This is a genomic window from Escherichia sp. SCLE84, assembly GCF_012584495.1.
GTDB lineage: Bacteria > Pseudomonadota > Gammaproteobacteria > Enterobacterales > Enterobacteriaceae > ECMA0423.
Window position 1 is genome coordinate 3390147 of the sequence record NZ_CP051430.1, and the last position, 21821, is coordinate 3411967.

The following is a 21821-nucleotide window of genomic DNA, read 5'->3' on the forward strand; positions in this document are numbered from 1 at the left end:
CGAAGAATTGGTAGGGCCAATTCTTGTGGGGGGGAGATGTCTGGTAAAGAAAAGGGCAATCCTCATCAGAGAATTGCCCTTAGATTGTTGACCCGGAGCGCCTTATCTTGCCTGATGCGCGTAACGCATCAGGCAATTTGGCGTTTGCCCTTAGTCACACTAACTTAATGGATCATTACCACTGAATACCGGCACCGAGTGCGGCGGAGTATTCACCCTGGCTATTGGTACTACCTTGTAATTTGTAGACCCAACGACCATTGGCGCTCACCATCGATACACCTAAAGCAACTGCCGATTCACCGTTGTAAGTACCGCCACCAATAGAAGCCATGCTGGCACCCGGTGTATAAGCCTGCGGCAGACCGGTCATTGCCATTGCAGAAGCGATACCACCGCTCAACTTGCTTTCAGTTTTAGACAGTTTGTTATCCATCTCAACCATCCGCTGATCGGTGTATTGCTTCGTTTCCTGCACGCTTTGCTTCAACTGCGCGTAGTTCACCGCGTCGTTGTTGTTGACGCCAGCGGAGACGTTTCTGATACGAGTCGTACTGCCGTTGCCACCACCGAGGGTGATATTGCTATAGTCGATAGAACCATCAGCTTTGGTGTCGTAGCGCACGCCGCCTGCTTCAGAAGATTTCAGCTGCGACACGTTAACCGCATCGGTGGCATTAACACCGGCAGCTACGTTGGTGATACGGCGTTGGTTAGTAGAAGAACCTACAGAGATTGTATTTTCTTCCTCTGCAACGGAACCGGTACCCAGTGCGACGCTGTTGTCAGCGGCAGCAATGGAACCAGAACCAATAGCAACGCTATCTTTACCCTGGGCGTTGGCATCTACGCCATCGGTGTTGGTCTTGAAGTACTTGGTGCTACCGGAGGTGACAATGTCGCCAATACCGTTTTCGATATTAGTAACGCGAGTATCCAGATTAGTGACCTGATTGTTCAGGTTAGTAATGCTCTGGGTATTCTGGGAAACCTGCGCATCCGTTACTTTCAACTGACCCACGTTGACCGCATCGGTATCAGCCGAACCTGCTGCGACGTTAGTGATCTGACGTTGACCATCCGCACTACCGACTGAGAATTCACCGACAGAGTTCTGCGGTGCGTCCATGTTGTAGGCGGTATAATTGGTTTGAGCGCCACGAGTGGTCGTAGAACCATTACCTATCGCAATACTGTTGACATGAATGACTTGCGCATTGCTACCAATGGCAATGCCGTTAAGTGCATTCGCGTCCACGTAGGCACCATAACCGATACCAATACCTTTATCGCCATTCACGATGGTTTTCGCACCCATTGCCAGCGAGTCAGTTCCCACTGCCAGTGAATCTTCTTCCGTTGAATTAGCGTGGAAGTATTTAGTCGGCGTGGTTGCGACCGCACCAATCGCATTCTGCAATTGACGAACCGTAACGGCGTCATGGGCTTCGGAACCATCGGCTACGTTGATGATTTGACGATATTTACCGTCATCACCGATAGACAATGCACCGAGCAGTTCGCCATCCGTGGTGTCGTAACCAATAACAACGCCATTTTCCGTTATGCTGGTGTCACGGGAGCCTTTGGCAATCACTCGGCTGGAAACAGAGCTGCTACCCAGGGCGATACCCGTATCAACGTCGCTGTAGCTGCCCTGACCAATAGCTACGCTGCTATCGCCTTTGGCGACAGAGTTATAACCTATAGCTGTAGCGCCAACACCCTGTGCGCTGGCGTCGTTGAACGCTAAGCCGTCGTCGTTAGTACGCACATAGTTAATACCCGCACCGTTTTCTTGGATATAGGTTGCGTCGGTGTTACCAGCGAGCTGATTGATAATTTGGGTGTTCTGCTCAATCATCATATTCGTCGCATTCAACTGAGAACCGTTCACTGCATCGGTACTGTCCTCACTAATACTGCCATTAGCGACATTAGTGATGATGCTGGCTTTACCGTCATGGCTGGCATTGTAGGCTCCAGCACCGCCATTGGCAGTCTCATCCCACAGCAAGGCGTTATCATCAAGCGCATCCAGGGCGTCACCGACGTTGTTGTACTCGGCGTTCGCAATGGTGTAAGTCGGTGCGGTGATGGTGCCGTCAGCGTTGACTTCTGCGTCACCACCCAGCGCATCAGCGATGTACTTATTGGTGGTATAGAGTTGTGAGCCGTTAATCGCGTCGCTGCTGGCAGCAGAGATTGCACCGTTAGCGACGTTAGTGATTACACTGGCAGTTTTATCTTTTCCGTGAGCGGCGCTAAATGCACCATTTTCACCGGCGTCCGCATCCCAGAGCAGAGCGTCGTCAAGAGTGGTATCGATAGCATTCAGGGCATCACCGACATTATCGTAATCAGCATTAGCAATGGTGTACGTCGGCGCAGTGATGGTGCCGTCTGCATTGACTTCGGCACCACCCCCCAGCGCATCAACAACATAACTGCTCACGCCGTGGAGTTGTGAGCCGTTTACTGCGTCAGAACTGGAGTCTGAAATTTCACCATCTGCGACATCAGTGATCACGCTTGCGTCACCATTAGTACCGTGTTTGGCACTGAATTTACCTGCGGTGGCATCCCAAAGCAGAGCATCGCCGAGAGACGTGCTAAATGAGGAGTTAATCGCAGCCAGTGCATCGCCGACGTTATAATAATTTGTTTCACCGATTTTGTAGGTTGGACCGGTAAACACACCGTCAGTATTCACAGAAGCATTGCCGCCGAAGTAGGTGGCGATATTGCTGCTTAAGTCATAAAGCTGGCTACCGTTAATGGCATCGGAACTGGTTGCAGTGACTGTGCCGTCCAGGATATTGGTGATTTTGCTGGCGGTATTGTTGCCATGAGCTGCAGTGAAGACACCATTGTCCTTATCCCATTTCAGCGCATCCTCACCAAGATTAGTCACCGTCTCAGTCAGATTAGAGATGTTGGTGGTGTTAGTGGCGATATTGGTGGTATTCGTCGCCACGGCATCGTTGGTGGTTTTCAGCTGAGAGCCGTTAACGGCATCGGTGCTGCCAGTCGTCAGGTCGCCATCTTTAACGTTGGTGATTTTGCTGGTGGTCTCGGTGCCATGAGCTGCCGTGAATACACCATTGTCCTTATCCCATTTCAGCGCATCCTCACCAAGATTAGTCACCGTCTCAGTCAGGTTAGAGATGTTGGTGGTGTTAGTGGCAATATTGGAAGTGTTATTGGCGATATTGGTGGTATTCGTCGCCACAGCATCGTTGGTGGTTTTCAGCTGAGAGCCGTTAACAGCATCAGTGCTGTCAGCCGTCAGGTCGGCATCTTTAACGTTGGTGATTTTGCTGGTGGTATCCTGGCCGTGAGCTGCACTGAATGCCTTTTTAGTTTCGTTCCAGAGCAGGGCATCAGCCTGAAGGTCACCAACGGAATCCGTCAGGTTGGTGATATTGGTGGTATTGGTGGCAATATTTGCCGTATTCGTGGCAATGTTGCTGGTATTAGTAGCGATATTGGCGGTGTTGGCTTCGACATCGTCATTGGTAGCTTTCAGTTGGGAACCGTTAACCGCATCCTTACTGGAGGCTGAAATCGTGCCATCCGCAACATCGGTGATTACGCTGGCAGTTGGGCTACTAGTACCATGAGCAGCGCTGTATTTGCCTTTGGTTTGGTCCCATTGCAGGGTGTTTTCATCAAGTACAGCGAGCGCAGCCCCTACGTTATTTTTGCTACCATTTTTTAAATTGTAGGTTGGTGCTGTAACAGTACCGTCATCAACATCTACTGCAGCCCCTCCTCCAAGCCTTTTTGCTACCGAGTCGCTAATGGCATAAAGCTGTGAACCATTAATGGCATCGTAACTGTCAGACTTGATCGCGCCATTTTTCACATTAACGATCTTGCGTTTTAATGAACTATTGCCGACAGAGACGGTATTGTCTAAATCCGCAATGGAATCTGCGCCCAGTGCGACAGAGTTAATACCGTTGGCACTGCTATTACTACCAAGCGCAAGACTCTTATCACCAGTTGCATTACTGGCTGTGCCTAAGGCAATGGTGTTTAAGCCTCTCGACTGGCTACCATTACCCAGAGCGATGGCATCCACGCCATCAGCTTTGTTGCCCTGGCCTATGGCGATTGCATTATCTGCCAGAGCCTGGCTGCCATTTCCTAATGCGATAGTATTGACTTTATCGGCAAGGCTTCCGAACCCCATTGCCATGCTATTAGTCCCTTTTGCCTTCGCATTATTGCCAATAGCAGTTGCATTTTCAGCGGCTTCGGTCTCAGCACCTATCGCAATAGCGTTCGCTGCGCTGGCAAGTGATTGTCTGCCAAATGCGAGGCTGTCAGTACCGCTAGCTACACTGCTACGCCCCAGGGCAATTGCGTTTTCTTCAGATGCGACGCTACTTGCTCCCAGCGCCATTGAATACGCTTTTGACGCATTGGCGGTGTCGCCAAGAGCAATACTCATAATCTCAGTAGCTTTAGTGGCATTTCCCAGGGCAATGGCGTTTGCTCCTTCCGCTTTGGAAGAGTCCCCCATAGCAATAGACAATTTACCCAATGCTTTTGAATAACGGCCGAGGGCCATTGAGTATTGGCCCAATGAATACGAAGAGGCACCCAGTGCTATACTTCTATCGCCTTCTGATATTGCACTAACCCCAAAGGCCATTGATGCACCGCCAATCGCATGGGTTTTTGACCCGATGGCAGAGCTATATTGGCCTTCAGCTATAGCGTCATAACCCACAGCAGTACTGGAACCACTGGTGTTCATAAAAGTATTTGCTTTCGCCCCTTTGCCTATAGCAACCCAGCCGTCGCCAGCTGATCCACTACCGTAATCAACACCCTGACCGTTGTCATTCCCGGCATTCGCCAATGCCCCAAACGACGACAACATTCCACCCGCAACCAGCGCAGAAATTAACAGCTTACTGCGCCCAGATTTCTTGCCACGGCTTTTTGCCGTTTCGCTGGTAACAGTATAATTCCCTGTCGCAGGGTTCCAGATAACTTTAAATATTTTGTTCATTAATGATGCTCGCTATTCCTTGTTATAAGCGTACTAACTGCATTTATTTTTTGCTTCTTTTCTGCCGATTTTCAGCAGAGGGAAGATTGTCGAACTGAATATTTTCCATGTTGATGGCTAACTTCAGATATCCCAGGTTATTGGGCGATACACCCTTCAGGGTCAAATTAATGTCTTGCCATTGACCTGGTAATAATTTCAATGTGGATTTCATTGATGTGTTGAAAAGTAATTGTTGCCACCGGGCAAACTCTTTGGCATCGACAGGTTTTTCACCACCCCATGTCGCATTAAAACCAATATTTGAGATAGGTGTACTTAATAAGTTGACCAGTGAAATATGAATAACACTGCCATTCTCTGTGGCGTCAATGGATAACACTCGACCCGCTAAAGCCACCGAACCATTGTTCAGGATGAAATACTTCGTTTTTGCTGGGTTAAACTCGGTAAAAATAAAAGTGTTTTGTTGATCTTTAACGGATTTAATTACGTGAGTTAAAGTCTTTGTACTGCTTATTATGCCAGTTTGTTGTTTTTGAATAGTTTCCAGTTGACTCTTTAGCTGTGCTTGTTGTTTTTCAAGTAGATCAATTTTATTGTTATGTTCTTCTTGTTGTTTCAATAAACTACTTTCTGGCTTGCCTTCTTCAATGTAGTCACATCCCGTTAATGCGCAGAGAACTGAAACAGTGACAGCACTGAAAAAAATCTTCTTCAAGTTCATGTAAAAATCCTTATTTCCTCCGACCAGCGATCAATGCCGGTAGAGTTGTCCATTGTATTATTGGTGATCTATGTTGCTTTATATTAATGACAGTGATGTGTGTCGATTAAATATTGTTTTAAGCATTCATCATAAAAATGTATCATTCGTTTCAAAAGATGTCTGTGTTTGTATGAATATATTATTTTCGTGGATTCTAATGATGATTATTAATAAATGTCAAATATGAAAGAAACCATGTCTGGGAAAAAATTTACAGATAATTTATTGTATGAATATGATGATTAAAATTTCACAATTAAATCCGAAAAAAAGAGACGTAAATGCTTGTTAATTAATAAATGATATCTTCTATATATTTTTATTGTTTATAGGTGGCTATTTCGGTAAAAATGCATTTTCAGAATATCAACCAGCGGTAAATCGACGTAAAGGGAGTGAATTGTTTGGTAATTAGGCGAGTAGACAGGAGAGTCCCCGCATTGACCAGCTAAGGCAAGCCAGATGCGGGTTGATATGATCGAACCAGTCGTCTGAGGCGCTTAAAACGCAGTCTTAGAGAATCCAGTCATCTCCTGCAGGCCCATTTCACGGCCCAGCGCGGTCATTGGGTGCACAACCACCAGTCCGCGAACACTTTTCTTCAGCTTGCCCATATCAGCCTGCTCTTTTTTGGTAATTGCGCGCTGAAACGGCATCTTCATCAGCTTCTGTGCTTCTTTACTCAGTTTTTGGCTATGAACCTCACGCAGGCGAGCAATTTCTGCTTCCAGCGTGGCTTTCTCTTTTTCCAGCTCGGCATATTTGTCTGCGGCTTCAACCAGCGATAGATCGGCCTGCTGGTGGCGGATGGCGTCCAGGCGATCGCTGAGACGTTTGATTTCGTTTTTTTCGACTTCTTTCATGTGATGGCTTCTGATAAAGATAAATTTATAGCCCCTAGTATGCGCGACCAGGTGCTTTGTTCACAACTGATGACATTGTAATAGTTCTGCAACGTAATCATTAACATGCTCAAAAACTACGCAATTCGTTGATTAATTAAGAAATCTATAGAAAAAAGATAATAAACAGCAGCGGATGATTATTGAGGATTCAGCACGTTTTCCTTAATGTCATCTTTACCGGGAACCTAAACTAAAATTGGCGGCCGCGCATTCCCGGCGCGGGGTAATACGGAGATATCATCATGGGCAAATTAGGTGAAAACGTTCCGCTTCTTATCGATAAAGCCGTAGATTTCATGGCATCAAGCCAGGCGTTCCGGGAGTATCTGAAAAAACTTCCTCCCCGTAACGCGATTCCGTCCGGAATACCCGATGAAAGCGTGCCGTTATATCTACAACGTCTGGAGTATTATCGTCGGCTTTATCGGCCGAAGCAGGTAGAGGGGCAGTAAGCAGACGTTGCTTACTTTTGAAAGGCTTTTTTTAAGCTGATTCTGGAAATCAGCTCAGTCAGTGAAAGGACCATTGTTGATCGCACAGCCTGTTGATAGCGCTGAATTTGCATTGCATACAAACTGGAGTCTGCTGGTTCAAACTGTGGCGGCGGTGGTAACGCCGCCACGCAGTGCAGTTCACCAAAGGGTCCAAGGATCTCGTCGTCGGTAAAGGCGTACTCGTTGCCGTCGTGATTTAGTTCTTCACGCAATGCCATCAGCAGCTCCGCATCTTCGTATTCCTGGCGGTTAATGACGCCCAACCCGTAAGTGAGTTTTAAACGCACAGAAAGATCGCCCAGCGGACCGTCGCCGTCGAGTAACGGTTCTACAGCATACTTCACCGCGTAATCGTCTTTGCGGAATACCTGAAGCACCAGAAGATTTACCGCCTCGGTCAAAAGCTCGACGGCGGTGATCAGAAAGCTTCGCACGGTTTTGCCAGCATTCAGACGCTCAAGCACACGGTTTTCAAAGGCCTGGGTTTGTTCCATTGTTGCCTGCATATCTGACAATCTGTTATTCGGGCGCAGGGTGTCCTGCGCCTGGTCCACCATTATTGCATTGCTTTATAAGCGGTTACCGCCTCGGATACAACCTCGCTGTTGGCATCAAGACCGGAAATCTGTGCCAGCGCCGCCTGCGGACCTTTGTCAGCGATCAGTGCTGCCAGTTCCTGAGCCTGCGGATCATCTTCACTGCGGAAGTGCATTGCACCAGCAATCCCCTGAATCAGATTCTTGTGCGGAAGGCTGTATTCCAGCGTACCGAGCAGTGGCTTGATCAGACGGTCGCCAGCACTCAGTTTACGCAGCGGCTGACGGCCTACGCGCTCTACATCATCTTTCAGATACGGGTTCTCAAAACGACCGAGGATTTTCTGGATGTACGCCGCATGTTTGTCTGCGTCAAAGCCGTAGCGCTTGATCAGTACCGCACCACTTTCTTCCATCGCACCTTTTACCACCGCGCGGATTTTCTCGTCGAGAATAGCGTCACGAATGGTCTGATGACCGGCCAGTTTTCCGAGGTACGCGGTTATAGCATGACCCGTGTTCAGGGTGAAGAGTTTACGTTCGACAAATGCCATCAGGTTGTCGGTTAACTCCATGCCTGGGATGTTCGGCAGTGCGCCTTTGAACTGCGTTTTATCGACAATCCATTCGCTGAAAGTTTCTACCGTCACTTCCAGCGGATCGTTAGTTGCCGAAGCCGAAGGCGGTACGATGCGGTCAACGGCGGAATCGACAAAGCCAACGTGTTCTTCTACCCACGCTTTGGCGTCTTCCGGCAGGGCGTTCATCACATGGCCTTTCAGCTGCGTGGTACCGCGTACCATGTTTTCACAGGCGATGATGTTCAGCGGGGATTCATTACCTTGTTCTTTGCGTTTCACCAGCCCTTTGGCGATAGCCGGAGCAATACGTTCCAGCACAACCGGGCCAACGGCGGTAGTGACTAAATCGACCTGAGCAATCAGATCAACGACATCATCACCAATGCTGCTGACAGCATTGACGCCGGAAACGGTATCTACCTGCTCGGTTTCACCAACCACATGAACCTGATAGCTATGACGGGCATTCAGGGCATCAAGTACCACCTGATTGACATCGGCAAACGTCAGTTGGATACCCGCGTCTGCCAGCAGTTTACCGATAAAGCCACGACCGATATTACCTGCGCCAAAATGTAATGCTTTCATAGTATTAACCTTCATCAATGTTTTTACCCGAGAGGGCTGGGGTGAGGCTTTTCCCTCACCCAAACCCTCTCCGTGAGGAGAGGGGCAGCGCCGGATGCGGCGTAAGCGCCTTATCCGGCCTACAAGAACGTGCAAATTCAACAAATTGTGATGCATCCTGTAGGCCTGATAAGCGTAGCGCATCAGGCAATTAACCCCACCTTCTCCATGTGGAGAGGGTGGGATTGGATTACTTACGACCTGCCAGCAGTTCCAGCACTTCATCCACGCTGGTGGTGTGTGCCAGACGCTCGATGACGGACTCATCATCCAGTGCATTGGTCAGGCTGGTGATAACCTGAATGTGCTCGTTGTTACGGGCTGCAATACCAATCACCAGACGGGCAATGTCATCTTCTTCTTCACCGAAGCGCACGCCTTCCGGGTACTGGCAGAACACCACGCCCGTTTTCAGTACGCGATCTTTCGCTTCAACCGTACCGTGTGGCACCGCGATAGACTCACCCAGATAAGTCGGGGTCAGTTTTTCACGATCCAGCATCGCCTGAACGTATTCCGGCTCAACGTAACCGCCTTTCACCAGCTGCTCGCCAGCAAAACGAATCGCTTCTTCTTTGGTTGCTGCTTTGCGACCGAGGAAGATGTTCTCCGCGCCCAGTTTGAACAGGTTAGCACTGGAATCGTCAAAGCTGTCTTTCAGACTGTCTTTCACTTTCACTTCGTTTTCAGTATGGCGCTGGGCAGCAACGAGACGTTCGGTTAGGCTGGTGTACAGGCCGCTGTCGAGGAAGTTGGTCAGCGAAATATGCTGCGCCTGCGGAACCTGGCGCATAGCGCGTTCGGTCAGGTCACGGTGAGTGATGACGAGGTCCACATCTGGCGGCAGGTTGTTGATCGCGCTGTTAGTGACCGAAATCTGTGACAGACCTGCATCCTGAATTTTCTTACGCAGCACGCCTGCGCCCATCGCACTTGAACCCATACCGGCGTCACAGGCAACGATGATTTTACGTACGTGGCTCAGGTCGTTAGTCACATCGCCCGCAGACAGCGGAGATGTGCCTTTAGACTCAGCTTTCATGTCCTGCATACGACGAGTTGCTGCTTCAATATCATCTTCTTCTTTCACTTTGCTGGTTTTCAGCAAAATAGCAGAGACAACGAAGGAGACAGCCATCGCCGCACACACACCCGCGATGTTAGCGAAATAAGCACCTTTTGGTGTCATCGCCAGTACAGCAAGGATAGAACCCGGAGATGCCGGAGAAACCAGACCACCGCCCAGGATAGTCAGCGTGAACACGCCAGTCATACCGCCGAGGATGACTGCGAGGATCAGACGCGGATTCATCAGCACATACGGGAAGTAGATTTCGTGGATACCACCCAGGAAGTGGATGATTGCCGCACCGCCCGCAGACTGTTTAGCGCTACCACGACCAAAGAACATGTACGCCAGCAGCACGCCCATACCTGGACCTGGGTTAGCTTCAATCAGGAAGAAGATTGATTTACCCAGTTCATGGGACTGCTGAATACCCAGCGGCGAGAAGATACCGTGGTTAATGGCATTGTTGAGGAACAGGATTTTCGCCGGTTCAACAAAGATAGACGCCAGCGGCAGCATGTCATGGACAACCATGAAGTTAACGCCCGCAGCCAGCATTTTGGACAGGGCTTCAACAATCGGGCCAATGCCGAGGAATGCCAGAATAGCGAGGATCATCCCGATGATGCCTGCGGAGAAGTTATTCACCAGCATCTCAAAACCGGATTTGATCTTACCGTCTACCCAGCGGTCGAAGTGCTTAATGCACCAGCCGCCCAGCGGACCTGCAATCATAGAACCGAGGAACATCGGCATGTCTGCGCCGACGATAACGCCCATGGTGGTGATGGCACCGACTACGCCGCCACGTTCGCCGCCTACCAGCTTACCACCGGTATAACCGATCAGCAGCGGCAGGAGATAAGTGATCATCGGCCCGACCAGCTTCGCCAGCGTCTCGTTCGGTAACCACCCTGTTGGAATAAATAACGCGGTGATGATACCCCACGCGATAAACGCGCCGATATTTGGCATCACCATGTTGCTGAGGAAACGACCAAAGCTTTGCACTTTGATCTTAATATCGGATGACATAAAAACACCCCTTCTTATGTTTGCTGTCGCGCAGGCTGGAAGCCCGAGGTTTTTTGTTAATGTGGCGGCAGAGGTAGCCGGACCTTGTAGATACTGCGAAATCTGGCACTGAATCGGTTAACTGTCCAGTCGACGGCCTTTTGTGTGATATCAATCACATAAATATAGGGGGTAGAGAGGTAATTGACGTGACGTTCATCACAAAACGCTTGTGTAAAAAAGCAACAAGGCGGCGATTTTCGCTAAAAATGGCATTTAAATGTGAGTAGTGTCACATTTTTGTTTTGATGGTTTGTTGAATCTTTGTGATCTGAATCACAAGATATTTTCTTACGGCGTTCACCTGATGTGATCTACAGCATGTTATGCCTTCGTCATACAATCGTTATGTAACTAAGCAACTCATCACCTCTAAAAATTATTCTTTGGTGTTATGGCGAGAATCGCGAACCCGGATTATTGTCAAAATATCAGCCTGACTCCCTTCTGGCTGCCAGCCCAAAAACAACACTGATAAACGTGAATCCGAGGCAGATATGTTTCTAAACTATTTCGCGTTGGGAGTGCTGATCTTCGTCTTTCTGGTGATTTTTTATGGAATCATCGCGATACATGACATCCCTTATCTGATTGCCAAAAAGCGCAACCATCCCCATGCCGACGCTATTCATACGGCGGGCTGGGTGAGCCTGTTTACTCTGCATGTTATCTGGCCGTTTCTGTGGATCTGGGCGACGCTCTATCAACCGGAGCGTGGCTGGGGTATGCAGTCACATGTTGCGTCGCAGGAGAAAGCGACTGACCCGGAAATCGCCGCACTTTCTGACCGAATTTCCCGGCTGGAGCATCAACTCGCCGCCGAGAAAAAGACTGACTATTCCACGTTCCCGGAGATCTAATTATGGATCTATTGATTGTTTTAACTTACGTGGCGCTGGCGTGGGCGGTCTTTAAAATCTTTCGTATTCCGGTGAATCAGTGGACGCTGGCGACGGCGGCGCTGGGTGGCGTGTTTCTGGTGAGTGGTTTGATTTTGTTGATGAACTACAACCACCCTTACACTTTTACCGCGCAAAAGGCAGTGATAGCGATCCCCATCACGCCACAGGTGACGGGAATTGTTACTGAAGTCACTGACAAGAATAATCAGCTTATTCAAAAGGGCGAGGTGCTTTTTAAGCTCGACCCGGTTCGTTACCAGGCGCGAGTTGACAGGCTTCAGGCTGACCTGATGACGGCGACGCATAATATAAAGACTCTGCGCGCGCAGCTCACAGAAGCGCAGGCCAACACCACCCAGGTTTCAGCGGAGCGCGACCGTCTGTTTAAAAATTATCAACGTTATCTGAAAGGCAGCCAGGCGGCGGTGAATCCGTTCTCGGAACGTGACATCGACGATGCGCGGCAAAATTTCCTCGCGCAGGATGCGCTGGTGAAAGGCTCGGTGGCGGAGCAGGCGCAGATCCAGAGCCAGCTCGACAGTATGGTTAACGGCGAGCAATCGCAGATTGTGAGCTTAAGAGCGCAACTTACTGAAGCAAAATATAATCTTGAGCAGACTGTCATTCGCGCACCAAGCAATGGCTACGTCACTCAGGTACTGATCCGCCCAGGCACATACGCAGCTGCCTTGCCGTTGCGTCCGGTGATGGTTTTCATCCCCGAGCAAAAACGGCAAATTGTCGCCCAATTTCGGCAAAACTCGCTGTTACGTCTGAAACCCGGCGATGATGCGGAAGTGGTGTTTAACGCGCTACCTGGGCAGGTGTTCCACGGCAAACTGACCAGTATTTTACCTGTCGTGCCAGGCGGTTCTTATCAGGCGCAGGGGGTATTGCAATCATTAACGGTCGTGCCCGGCACGGACGGTGTGCTGGGAACCATTGAACTGGACCCTAACGATGATATCGATGCCTTACCCGACGGCATCTACGCCCAGGTGGCGGTTTACTCCGACCATTTCAGCCATGTTTCGGTGATGCGGAAAGTGCTGCTAAGAATGACCAGCTGGATGCATTATCTTTATTTGGATCATTGAGGGGGAGGGGGGAGATTATGGAACTTTGCTCCTTGTAAGGACTAATTATTTTTGCATATTACTTCATTAGCTGCGATGATTTTTCTTTAATATTCATTATGTTAATAAGTTCTGGACGAGTGTGCTCTCATTGGATTTTTTATCCGTCTTGTTCTGCCGCAGGATGAGACTATACATCGTCGAGATCGCAATGATGATATGAGTTGTTCCTCCTGCGACGGCTCTAATCAAAAAAGAGCAGGAGTGCTTTTCCATCTATTGCGATGATGGCTTTATTATCTGAAGGATGACAGTCACATTTAAAAAATATTTAATCTATAGATCACAATGTAGGGTCATGGAATATATGTATACAACTATTTTCTTCTTCACTTTTAATTATCGTATTCATTATAAAACTAAGTTAAAAAAACTCCTGGAGAGTGAGTTATTAATATATTTTTAAATAAAATTAAGTTATCATTCATCGATGCACTTTATAGAATCATCAATGGCCATAATAGTACTATTAACTCTCAATTTTATATTTTTATCATCACTACAAATATTAACTGAATTTATATCAATGATTTTTTTATTCTTATCTTTTATTTTATTTACTGTTTCAATGCAATCAGCGGCAAGTTGGAGTGGATTTAGATTTTTCAGATATGGTCTTATGATCTTTCCCTTACTTAATAAATAGCATGTATAGGATTCGGAAAGTCCAGCATCTATTTTGTACCTCATTATATTAGATAAGGATGTGAGAAATTCCTTGTTATCATTCGCAGCCATATATGCCAGTCCGAGTTCAGCCTCTGCGGCCTTACAGGCAAAATAGCTTAGTGAACACGCTTTTCGTCCCTCTTTATTACTGGCTGATATTAGTGCCCATAATATTGCTTTGTCTGCCAAATCTAACTCTCTCTGAAATTGTCTTGCAGTAACTGCACTCGCAGAAATAGAGAAAAAAATACAATTGTTAATAACCTTGCCATATTTTTTAGTCCGTAACTGTTAATGTGCTATCTGGCTCTGAAAATATTAACTCATTTAATTTTTGCATGTCATTAGATAAACCAGTTATACAACCCTCGGAACAGAATCGAGGTCCTAAAGACGGACCAAAAGCGTTTAAACAACTATGTATTGAAAATCCATTGCGATTATAAGTTCCTGTATTAACTGACGGTACTAATCGTATGCCGTCAGGTTTTCTATTGCTTGCTCCCGGGTCATTAACATTCCAACTCCATAGGCCTTGAGGTATTGGCCATCTATTTATAAATGTGTACAACGGGGATTATTTTTACATTGCATATTATTACCAGAAGCGACTGGAATACTAAGCACATCATAAAAATTATCATCACATGGTATATCTGAAACACACGAAAGCATACCTAAAGTTATACTGTATAAACAGGTGGCTAATCCCAAGGGGATCGATTCCAGAAATCGGGTTCAACGGATACTGATAAAAATTCCACCTACCTTCCATCCCAATCGGAGCCTGAGTGTTATACCGCCCCTGCTGCGGTTAATGTTACCGATAATAGTTATAGTACAGCCCTGATTCATCATCATACTACTGCTGCGGCAGTCTGATGAACTATTGCTTTTACGGATTCTCCTTATTCTTCCTTCTATCCATTCGCTTTAGCTTTTTGAGCTCTTGAAGTTTGCTCTTTGCATCAATATTACCGTTATTTACAGCGAATTCCATCCAATAAATAGCTCTATTCAAATTATAATATTCTGATAATGTTGGATTTGTATCTGATAAAAAGACCCCATAATTAAACTGCGCTGTAACATTCCCCTGAGATGCTGATCTTTCCAAGAATCGCAATTGTTTATCAATATTATTTTTAGTAAAGCAGTAATATTGATATAGTCGAAATGATGCCTCTGAATCACCATGTTGTGATTTATACTTCAGTTTCATCAGCTTTTCTTCACTTAAATCATAGGTCATTGCTGTAGATCCCATCACACTTTCGTTTTCTTTTATTTTCACATCAGCACCATGCAATTGACAAATAAAAGGAAAATAAAAAAATAGTAACAAGCATGCTTTCATACATCTACAACCTATCTTATATCACTGGGTTTTTCTGGCGTACCTTGCATATTAGAAATGGGGTGCCCAGATGGCCCATATGTTATCCAATTACCAAGGTCTTTTGTTGTTATAGCCATTAGATCCTTATTTGAATTAAGGTTCGTTGGTGCTGTTAGCACTGTATCCATTTTTAACTTACCATTAGTTCCTCGCCCCCACCACGTCCATAGCGTGTCAGGTCCTATTACATTTGTATGTAACTCTTTAGCTAATTGGCTAGCAAATGAATTTTGTCCTTTACCTGTATTACAAGAAAATAACCAAACTGTCATCCCATCTTTATAATTCCCATCAAATTTAATTAGATATGCTAGATCTTTAGCTGTCATGATACTGCGCGTTGCGGATTCAATAGATGTGGGGGTACCATGCCCCCCGATTGTGAAAACGCCTGGGATATTAATCTCATCAGCTACAGAATGGATAAGATCACTTTCGGGGTATAAATTTATATCAACCAAACCTTGCGGATCTACATTTATGACCGGATTCAACGGATACTGATAAAAATTCCATCCCCCCTTCAGCCCAATCGGATCCTGAGTGATATACCGCCCCTGCAGCGGGTCATAATAGCGGTGGCGGTTGTAATACAGGCCGGACTCCTCATCATACTGCTGACCCGGCAGGCGAATGAGCTGCTGCAGATGATGCGGGTTCTCATCACTCAGCAGGTTGCCCCATTCATCATATTCTGCGCACCACGCTGTTGCCCCTTCCGTGCTGATGAGCGCCAGCGGCAGGCCGCGATGGTCGCAGTGGTACAGGTGGATTTTTCGCGCCGGCGTGTACACCGGGTCCATCTGGTTTTTCATCTGCTCCACGGTCAGGCCGCACGATGCCAGCCAGCGGCGGCTTTCCTCACTCACCCGGTCAGCCAGGATTTCACTTTCCAGCCGGTCGAGCATCTGCACCGTGCCGGCGGGAATCCCCCACTGTGCATAGGCAACTCACGCTATGAACGCTTCAGCTTATCAATAGCGGAAGTTATAATTTCATTGTCATCAAACTTGTACAACATAGTATCTAAAACAGGAAGTAGCGTTTTATCACCTAATTCACCCGCAGCTTCAATGATATCATCATAAACAGTATTTTTTTTTAACTCATCGCATAAAACAGATAAAACCCTTTTATCTTTTCTGTAGGAAAGTCCGATTATTGCTTCAATACGGACTTCCTCATTTTTATCCTGAAGCATCTCCACAAAACAATCCCTAATATCACTATTATCATATTTATTGATATTTATTGCAAATGCGGCCCAGTTTCTGACATCTCCATTTGGATCTTTTAACAGATTAATCAATAGTGGAATTGTTGCTTTATCATTGATAACAGAAATAGCAAATGCTGTAGCACGTCTGACATTAGTCGATTTATCAAAAGCAGTAATTTGAGATTGTTCTACTATTTTAGGTGAATAAATTTGGTTTTTCTTGCATCGCTGAGCCGTTGACTCGATTGCCGTAGCTCGAACGCAAGCGCTCTTATCATTCAATGCCATATTGTTCAAAATATTAAAAACATTATCTTCGCATTTTTTGCAAATTTTTATTTGCCCGAGTATAAATGCTCCGATATCTCTACGGATATAATTTTTATCAGAGCAGAACTCAATTGCCAATCTAACAGCGTCTTGCCCACCTCTTAACTGTAATACTCTGGCAGATGAAATCCTTTTCAAGGAATTGTGATCATCAAGTAAGCGAAATAATTCATCATCATTTAGTTTCTTACATTGATTATATAAACCATACTCTTTACTTGCCTTTCTTTTCTGGTATGTATTTGACATTGCAGGAACCTCCATAAAGGCTATCTTTTTCTATCGTTTGACTGTCTGGAGTCCTCCACCTACTCTGCCATCAGCGCACACGATGTTTGATTATCCTTACATACTTATTTTCCGTGGCCAAAATTCAGAATTCTCCCATCATTTTTGCCTATTTCTATAATAAAAACCCCACCAGCAATTTGGTCTGAGTGAATGGTACCTTCAACAACCCAACTTGTTGTTAACTCAGTGATTTCGTATGGTTTTTCTTCTTCTGCGGCATCCTGTCCATAACGATTCTTAACATATATCTCAGCTAATTCCAATGCTATAGCTTTATTTTTAACCAAATTTCTAACGGTATATTTACCTTCACTTTCATACTTGCGCATTATTTTAATATTATTATTACACTGTGCCCATGTGTTGTATGTAAAAACAAACAAAGATACAATGACACAGTTCCTAAACAATATTTTTTTACATATTACCATGAACTCTGCAGACATTAGGTAATCCTTTTCTGTTTGTTATTTCCTTCCCGTGGTTATCTATTGCTTTAAAATTACCACTGGGCGTACCTAAATAAAATGACTTGATATTGTTGTCTTTACTTTTAACTATTTTCTCATCTTTACCTGAAAATATTTCGTCCCAATATTCTCCATGACTATCTGCACCATGAGTATGATAAGCTGATACTTTCTCAGTACCATTAGGGCAAGGGCTATTGAATGGATATGATCCTTTTCTTTCTCCTCGGTTAGGTGCTGTTGAGAAATATCTGCCACTATTATCCTTACATATTAAACCAGCGAACTCTTTATCTTCGCAAATAGATTGGCTATTTATTTTATTTAAGGCGTCATATGCGGTGCTATCTATAGAATCAAATTTATCTGGACCTATCATAGCGGATAGTGTGCCGCAAAGACCATTAGTACATGCCCCCGATTTTGCATCCTCCCACATAGATAAACCCAGGGGGTCGATGTCTGATATCGGATTCAATTGATATCCATACAGGTTCCATCCCCCCTTCAGTCCAATCGGATCCTGAGTGATATATCGCCCCTGCAGCGGGTCATAATAGCGGTGGCGGTTGTAATACAGGCCGGACTCCTCATCATACTGCTGCCCCGGCAGCCGGATAAGCTGCTGCAGCTGATGCGGGTTCTCTTCATTCAGCAGGTTGCCCCATTCATCATATTCTGCGCACCACGCTGTTGCCCCTTCCGTGCTGATGAGCGCCAGCGGCAGGCCGCGATGGTCGCAGTGGTACAGGTGGATTTTTCGCGCCGGCGTGTACACCGGGTCCATCTGGTTTTGCATCTGCTCCACGGTCAGGCCGCACGATGCCAGCCAGCGGCGGCTTTCCTCACTCACCCGGTCAGCCAGGATTTCACTTTCCAGCCGGTCGAGCATCTGCACCAGCACCGGCGGGAACACCACACTGCCACCGTCTTCGCCGCCGGACTGCTGAAGCGCATCCGCCAGGCTGCGGCGCTGCGTTTTCGCCAGCTCACCGGTGGCGGTTTCAACTCTGATGAGTGGCGTGAAGCTCCCCGGCTGATAAATCGTCTGGATGCGGCTCCTGTCGTTCTGTATCGTGGTCAGCCGGTCGCCGTCCCAGCCGTACCAGGTCACTTGCGGTTTCCGTGACAGCGACATCCAGCCCGTCAGGTCCCGTTCACGCCGCTACACCCGTTTTGCCACCCTGCGGCCCAGCGGGTCGTAAAGATAGCGACTTTCGACCAGCGGCTCTGCATATTGTGTCCGCGTGTAGTGCACCAGCCGGTGCTGACTGTCGTAATGGTACCGGTGAGTCCGCTCATCATCCGTGCGGATAACCCCTTCCGGGATGAGGTCGGTTTTCTCTGTCAGCCTGCCGTGACGGTCATACCGGTAAAGATAGTGCGCGTCACGGGCGATACGGTTATCCGGCCACATGCTGAGGGTGCTGTCCGGGTGCAGCTCCGGGTCGGGCAGGCGGTTACCTGCCGGGTCTGTGGCATACGGGATGCGGATATCCAGATTCGCTGCGGTGGTGTGAACGCCGGTCAGCCTGCCGGTGGTGCTGTAGCTGTAACTCCGGGTCTGGCGCGGGCTGCTGATGCGGATGAGTTCGCCGTTGTCGTTCCAGGTGTAATCGCGGTCAGACAGCAGGCTGTTCAGGTGCTGGCTCTGTAACTGCCCGGCAGGGGTATAAGCGGTGGTGAGTTCATAACGGCCGAAGCTGCGCAGCGTTTCCCGGTGCAGGCGGTCGCGGGTGTACTCCACCAGCGGTGTGTCGCCGAGTTTCATGCCTGCCAGGTAACCGCTGCCGTAGGTCAGCCATTCCACGGCGGGCAGGCTGTCCGGTATACAGCGGTTCGCCAGCCCCTGCGCGTTGTACGCATGTCTGGTCTCATGCTGCCAGAGCAGTGCTTCCGTCTGCGGGTGATGCACCGTCTGACGCTCACCGGTCAGCCGGCCTTTCTCATCATACCCGTAATGCACCGTCACCCGGTGCCCTTCGCTGATATGGCTGATGTCTGTCAGCCAGCCGCGTTCGTCATACTGCCACTGCTCTGCGGTTTCGCCATTCACGGTGCGGTGCGTGAGGCGGTCTGCTTCGTCATAGTGCCAGTGGGTGACCAGCCCCTCATCCTCGCTGCGGATAAGTTTGCCGGTCAGGTCGTGGTGATAACGCTGTGTGCGGCCGTCAAAGCCGGTTTCCTGTATCAGCCGGTCGAGTACATCGTAACGGAAGGTGGTGTGGCTGCCGTTTTCACTGGTCAGGCGGATGACCCGTCCGGCAGCATCGTATTCCATACTGCGCGTCAGACCGCCCTGCGTGGTACAGATGGCTTTTCCCCACGCATCGTACTGTGTCCCGTTTCTGCTGCCGTCCGGGGCAATGACGGTGGTCAGGTCACCGGCGGCGTTGTATTCATACCGCGTTTCATGGCCCTGCGTGTCTTTCACCGCAGTTAACTGTCCACGGCTGTCGTATGCGTGGTACTGGCTCAGGCCTTCCTCGCGGTGCACCGCCGTCACCTGACCAAAACGGTCATGGTCATAGCGGGTTACATAACCGGAACAGTCAGTGAAGGTCAGCAACTGACCGTAACGGCTCCACGTCATGGTTTTCCGGCTGCCGGTGGCATCGTCCGTTGCGCAGGGGAGGTCACTGTGTGGATTATCATAACGGTAGCGGGTGATATCGCCGTCAGGGGCGGTTTCCTGAATCAGACGGCCGGATTCATCATATTCCCGGCGCAATTCCAGCCCGTCAGGCCCGGTGGCTGACGTTAACTGGTTGTGGTGGTTATAGTAAAACGCCGATGCCCTGCCATCCGGCGTGGTTATGCGCGTGATGAGGCCCGTCACCACATCCGGGCTGTACTCTGTTGTCCTGCCTGCGGCATCCGTCTGTGCCCTGAGCCTGCCCACGGCGTCAAACTGACTCTGCGTGACGCTGCCGTCCGCGTGTTCCTTTTTCACCACCCGCTTCAGCCCGGCTTCGCCCTGCGTGTGCAGCACTTCACGGCGGTCCAGGCTGTCGGTGATGGTGATGCGGTCTTTCTCATACTGATACGTGTAGCTTAAGCCTGCCGGGTTTAGCTGTTCTGTCACCCGCCCGTCGCTGTCGTAACGGTAACGGATTTCCGGTCGGCCCGTGTGACGGTGCGCCACCATCCGGCCCCGGTATTTATCATCGTAAGTAAAGCTGCGCACCTGTGTATTGCTGCGGTCATACACTGCCGCCAGTTCGCCGCGCGGCGTCCAGCCATAGCGCACCAGCGGCGCGGCAGGTAAATTCTCCGGGTATTCCGGGTCGTGCGTCAGCCACACGGCAGACAGACGGATGCCGTTGTCCCGGCCATATTCGGTGTAACCCGGCAGGGTATCAGGAAAAGCGGACGGTTCCGTCCCGCCGGAAATGGCCTGCTGCCGGGCTTCTTCTGCCCGCTGCGCCTGCGTGGTCAGTACCAGCCGGAAGTGACGCCCGGCACCATCCGTCACGCCGGTGATTTCGCCGCTGAATTCACCGGCGGCTTCGCGGTGGAACGTCTGTGTGCGCCCGAAGCGGTCCACCAGCCCGGTCAGTACCCGGTACGGCGGCAGCGGCGCAGGCAGCACCTCATCCGCTTCCGGCACCCGCTCACACCAGCCGAGCAGCCACCACGGCCCCTGCGGACTGTTTGTCGCCAGATAACGATGCGGACTTAAGCGGAGTTCTTCCGGCAGCGCCTGCCAGAGTGCGGCCAGCCGGTGACCTTCATCCAGTTTCGCCACGCCGCCGCGCACCAGCCACAGTGACTCGCTGCGGCTGTAACCGTCCTCACCGGGAAACAGGTGCTCAAAATACAGGCTTCTGCCGCCGTTATCACTGAGTATCAGTGTGTTATCGCGCAGCTGTAAGCGGATATCCGCAGGCATTTTCCAGCCGGGGCCGAGGCTCCCCACCGGCGCGGGCGTTTTTGTCCGGTAACTGCTGTAGGTGCGGGAGAGGATGAACGGCAGCGGGGCGGGCAGGGCGATGTCGGTTTCACCGGGAAGGACCTTTGCACCGAGCAGCGGATTGACCGGATGGCCGGACGTCACCCCGCCGGGGCACCCCGAACAGGCCACACCGGTGGGGGCACCAATGCGCACCCCGGCTGAACCCTGAACAATGCTACCGCCATACTGCGTCATGTCGCCCTGACGCGCTGCCGGTTTTCCGCTCATCTGCTCATCCTTGTTTTATCGGGTTATTTGTCTGCTTCCAGGCAAAACCCTACAGATTTATAAGAAAGCCTTAAGTGAGATATCCATCAGATAGAAACAATTAGGAAAATATTTATATCACCATGATAAATATGTGATTTA

At 48.8% G+C, this 21821-nt stretch carries 13 protein-coding genes and 2 pseudogenes; 3 read left to right on the forward strand and 12 right to left on the reverse strand.

Annotation, left to right across the window (positions count from 1 at the left end):
- Window positions 1-175 precede the first annotated feature (175 nt).
- From ehaG to HGD79_RS16490, 3 genes are all read right to left on the reverse strand, one after another.
- A complete protein-coding gene (gene ehaG, locus HGD79_RS16480; RefSeq protein ID WP_168848448.1) occupies window positions 176-5026 on the reverse strand; it encodes a trimeric autotransporter adhesin EhaG in 4851 nt (1616 codons plus the stop codon).
- A gap of 43 nt (window positions 5027-5069) precedes the next feature.
- Window positions 5070-5753 (reverse strand): DUF3251 domain-containing protein, encoded by a 684-nt coding sequence (locus tag HGD79_RS16485; protein ID WP_001049539.1) that lies wholly within the window; start codon window positions 5751-5753, stop codon window positions 5070-5072.
- A gap of 542 nt (window positions 5754-6295) precedes the next feature.
- Window positions 6296-6658, reverse strand: a complete 363-nt coding sequence (locus HGD79_RS16490) for a YibL family ribosome-associated protein (protein ID WP_000665680.1) — start codon at window positions 6656-6658, stop codon at window positions 6296-6298.
- A gap of 284 nt (window positions 6659-6942) precedes the next feature.
- On the opposite strand from HGD79_RS16490, the gene yibT reads away from it, so the two are divergent.
- Window positions 6943-7152, forward strand: coding sequence for a protein YibT (gene yibT, locus HGD79_RS16495; RefSeq protein ID WP_000517100.1), 210 nt, complete (start codon window positions 6943-6945; stop codon window positions 7150-7152).
- Between the two features lie 11 nt (window positions 7153-7163).
- On the opposite strand, the gene mtlR is transcribed toward yibT, so the two are convergent.
- From mtlR to mtlA, 3 genes are all read right to left on the reverse strand, one after another.
- Window positions 7164-7751 carry a mannitol operon repressor MtlR gene (gene mtlR / locus HGD79_RS16500; protein ID WP_168848449.1) on the reverse strand — a complete coding sequence of 196 codons (588 nt, stop codon included), beginning with the start codon at window positions 7749-7751 and terminating at the stop codon, window positions 7164-7166.
- The gene (gene mtlD, locus HGD79_RS16505; protein WP_000645424.1) at window positions 7751-8899 is read right to left on the reverse strand and encodes a mannitol-1-phosphate 5-dehydrogenase; all 1149 of its coding nucleotides are present in this window, start codon (window positions 8897-8899) and stop codon (window positions 7751-7753) included. The genes mtlR and mtlD overlap by 1 nt, the downstream gene beginning before the upstream one ends.
- Window positions 8900-9128: 229 nt before the next feature.
- A complete protein-coding gene (gene mtlA / locus HGD79_RS16510) occupies window positions 9129-11042 on the reverse strand; it encodes a PTS mannitol transporter subunit IICBA (RefSeq protein WP_000093258.1) in 1914 nt (637 codons plus the stop codon).
- A 536-nt stretch (window positions 11043-11578) separates the two neighbouring features.
- On the opposite strand from mtlA, the gene HGD79_RS16515 reads away from it, so the two are divergent.
- The gene (locus tag HGD79_RS16515) at window positions 11579-11941 is read left to right on the forward strand and encodes a DUF3302 domain-containing protein (protein ID WP_000479624.1); all 363 of its coding nucleotides are present in this window, start codon (window positions 11579-11581) and stop codon (window positions 11939-11941) included.
- 2 nt (window positions 11942-11943) lie between these two features.
- Window positions 11944-13080 (forward strand): HlyD family secretion protein, encoded by a 1137-nt coding sequence (locus HGD79_RS16520; protein WP_000364939.1) that lies wholly within the window; start codon window positions 11944-11946, stop codon window positions 13078-13080.
- Between the two features lie 459 nt (window positions 13081-13539).
- Here the strand turns inward: HGD79_RS16520 and HGD79_RS16525 are convergent, their stop codons facing one another.
- The 6 genes and pseudogenes from HGD79_RS16525 to rhsB all read right to left on the reverse strand — a co-directional run bounded on the left by HGD79_RS16525 (window position 13540) and on the right by rhsB (window position 21680).
- Entirely contained in the window at window positions 13540-14049 is a 510-nt protein-coding gene (locus tag HGD79_RS16525) for an Imm57 family immunity protein (RefSeq protein ID WP_236921898.1), read from the reverse strand.
- A 634-nt stretch (window positions 14050-14683) separates the two neighbouring features.
- Window positions 14684-15145 (reverse strand): sel1 repeat family protein, encoded by a 462-nt coding sequence (locus tag HGD79_RS16530; RefSeq protein ID WP_063113593.1) that lies wholly within the window; start codon window positions 15143-15145, stop codon window positions 14684-14686.
- 11 nt (window positions 15146-15156) lie between these two features.
- Window positions 15157-16115 (reverse strand): annotated as a pseudogene (locus tag HGD79_RS16535) (RHS repeat-associated core domain-containing protein); the annotation flags it as partial.
- Window positions 16116-16142: 27 nt separating this feature from the next.
- The gene (locus HGD79_RS16540; protein WP_000072855.1) at window positions 16143-16985 is read right to left on the reverse strand and encodes a HEAT repeat domain-containing protein; all 843 of its coding nucleotides are present in this window, start codon (window positions 16983-16985) and stop codon (window positions 16143-16145) included.
- 104 nt (window positions 16986-17089) lie between these two features.
- Window positions 17090-17473 (reverse strand): protein YhhH, encoded by a 384-nt coding sequence (gene yhhH / locus HGD79_RS16545; protein ID WP_001271686.1) that lies wholly within the window; start codon window positions 17471-17473, stop codon window positions 17090-17092.
- Window positions 17445-21680 (reverse strand): annotated as a pseudogene (gene rhsB, locus HGD79_RS16550) (rhs element protein RhsB). The gene yhhH and the pseudogene rhsB overlap by 29 nt, the downstream one beginning before the upstream one ends.
- Window positions 21681-21821: the final 141 nt, after the last annotated feature.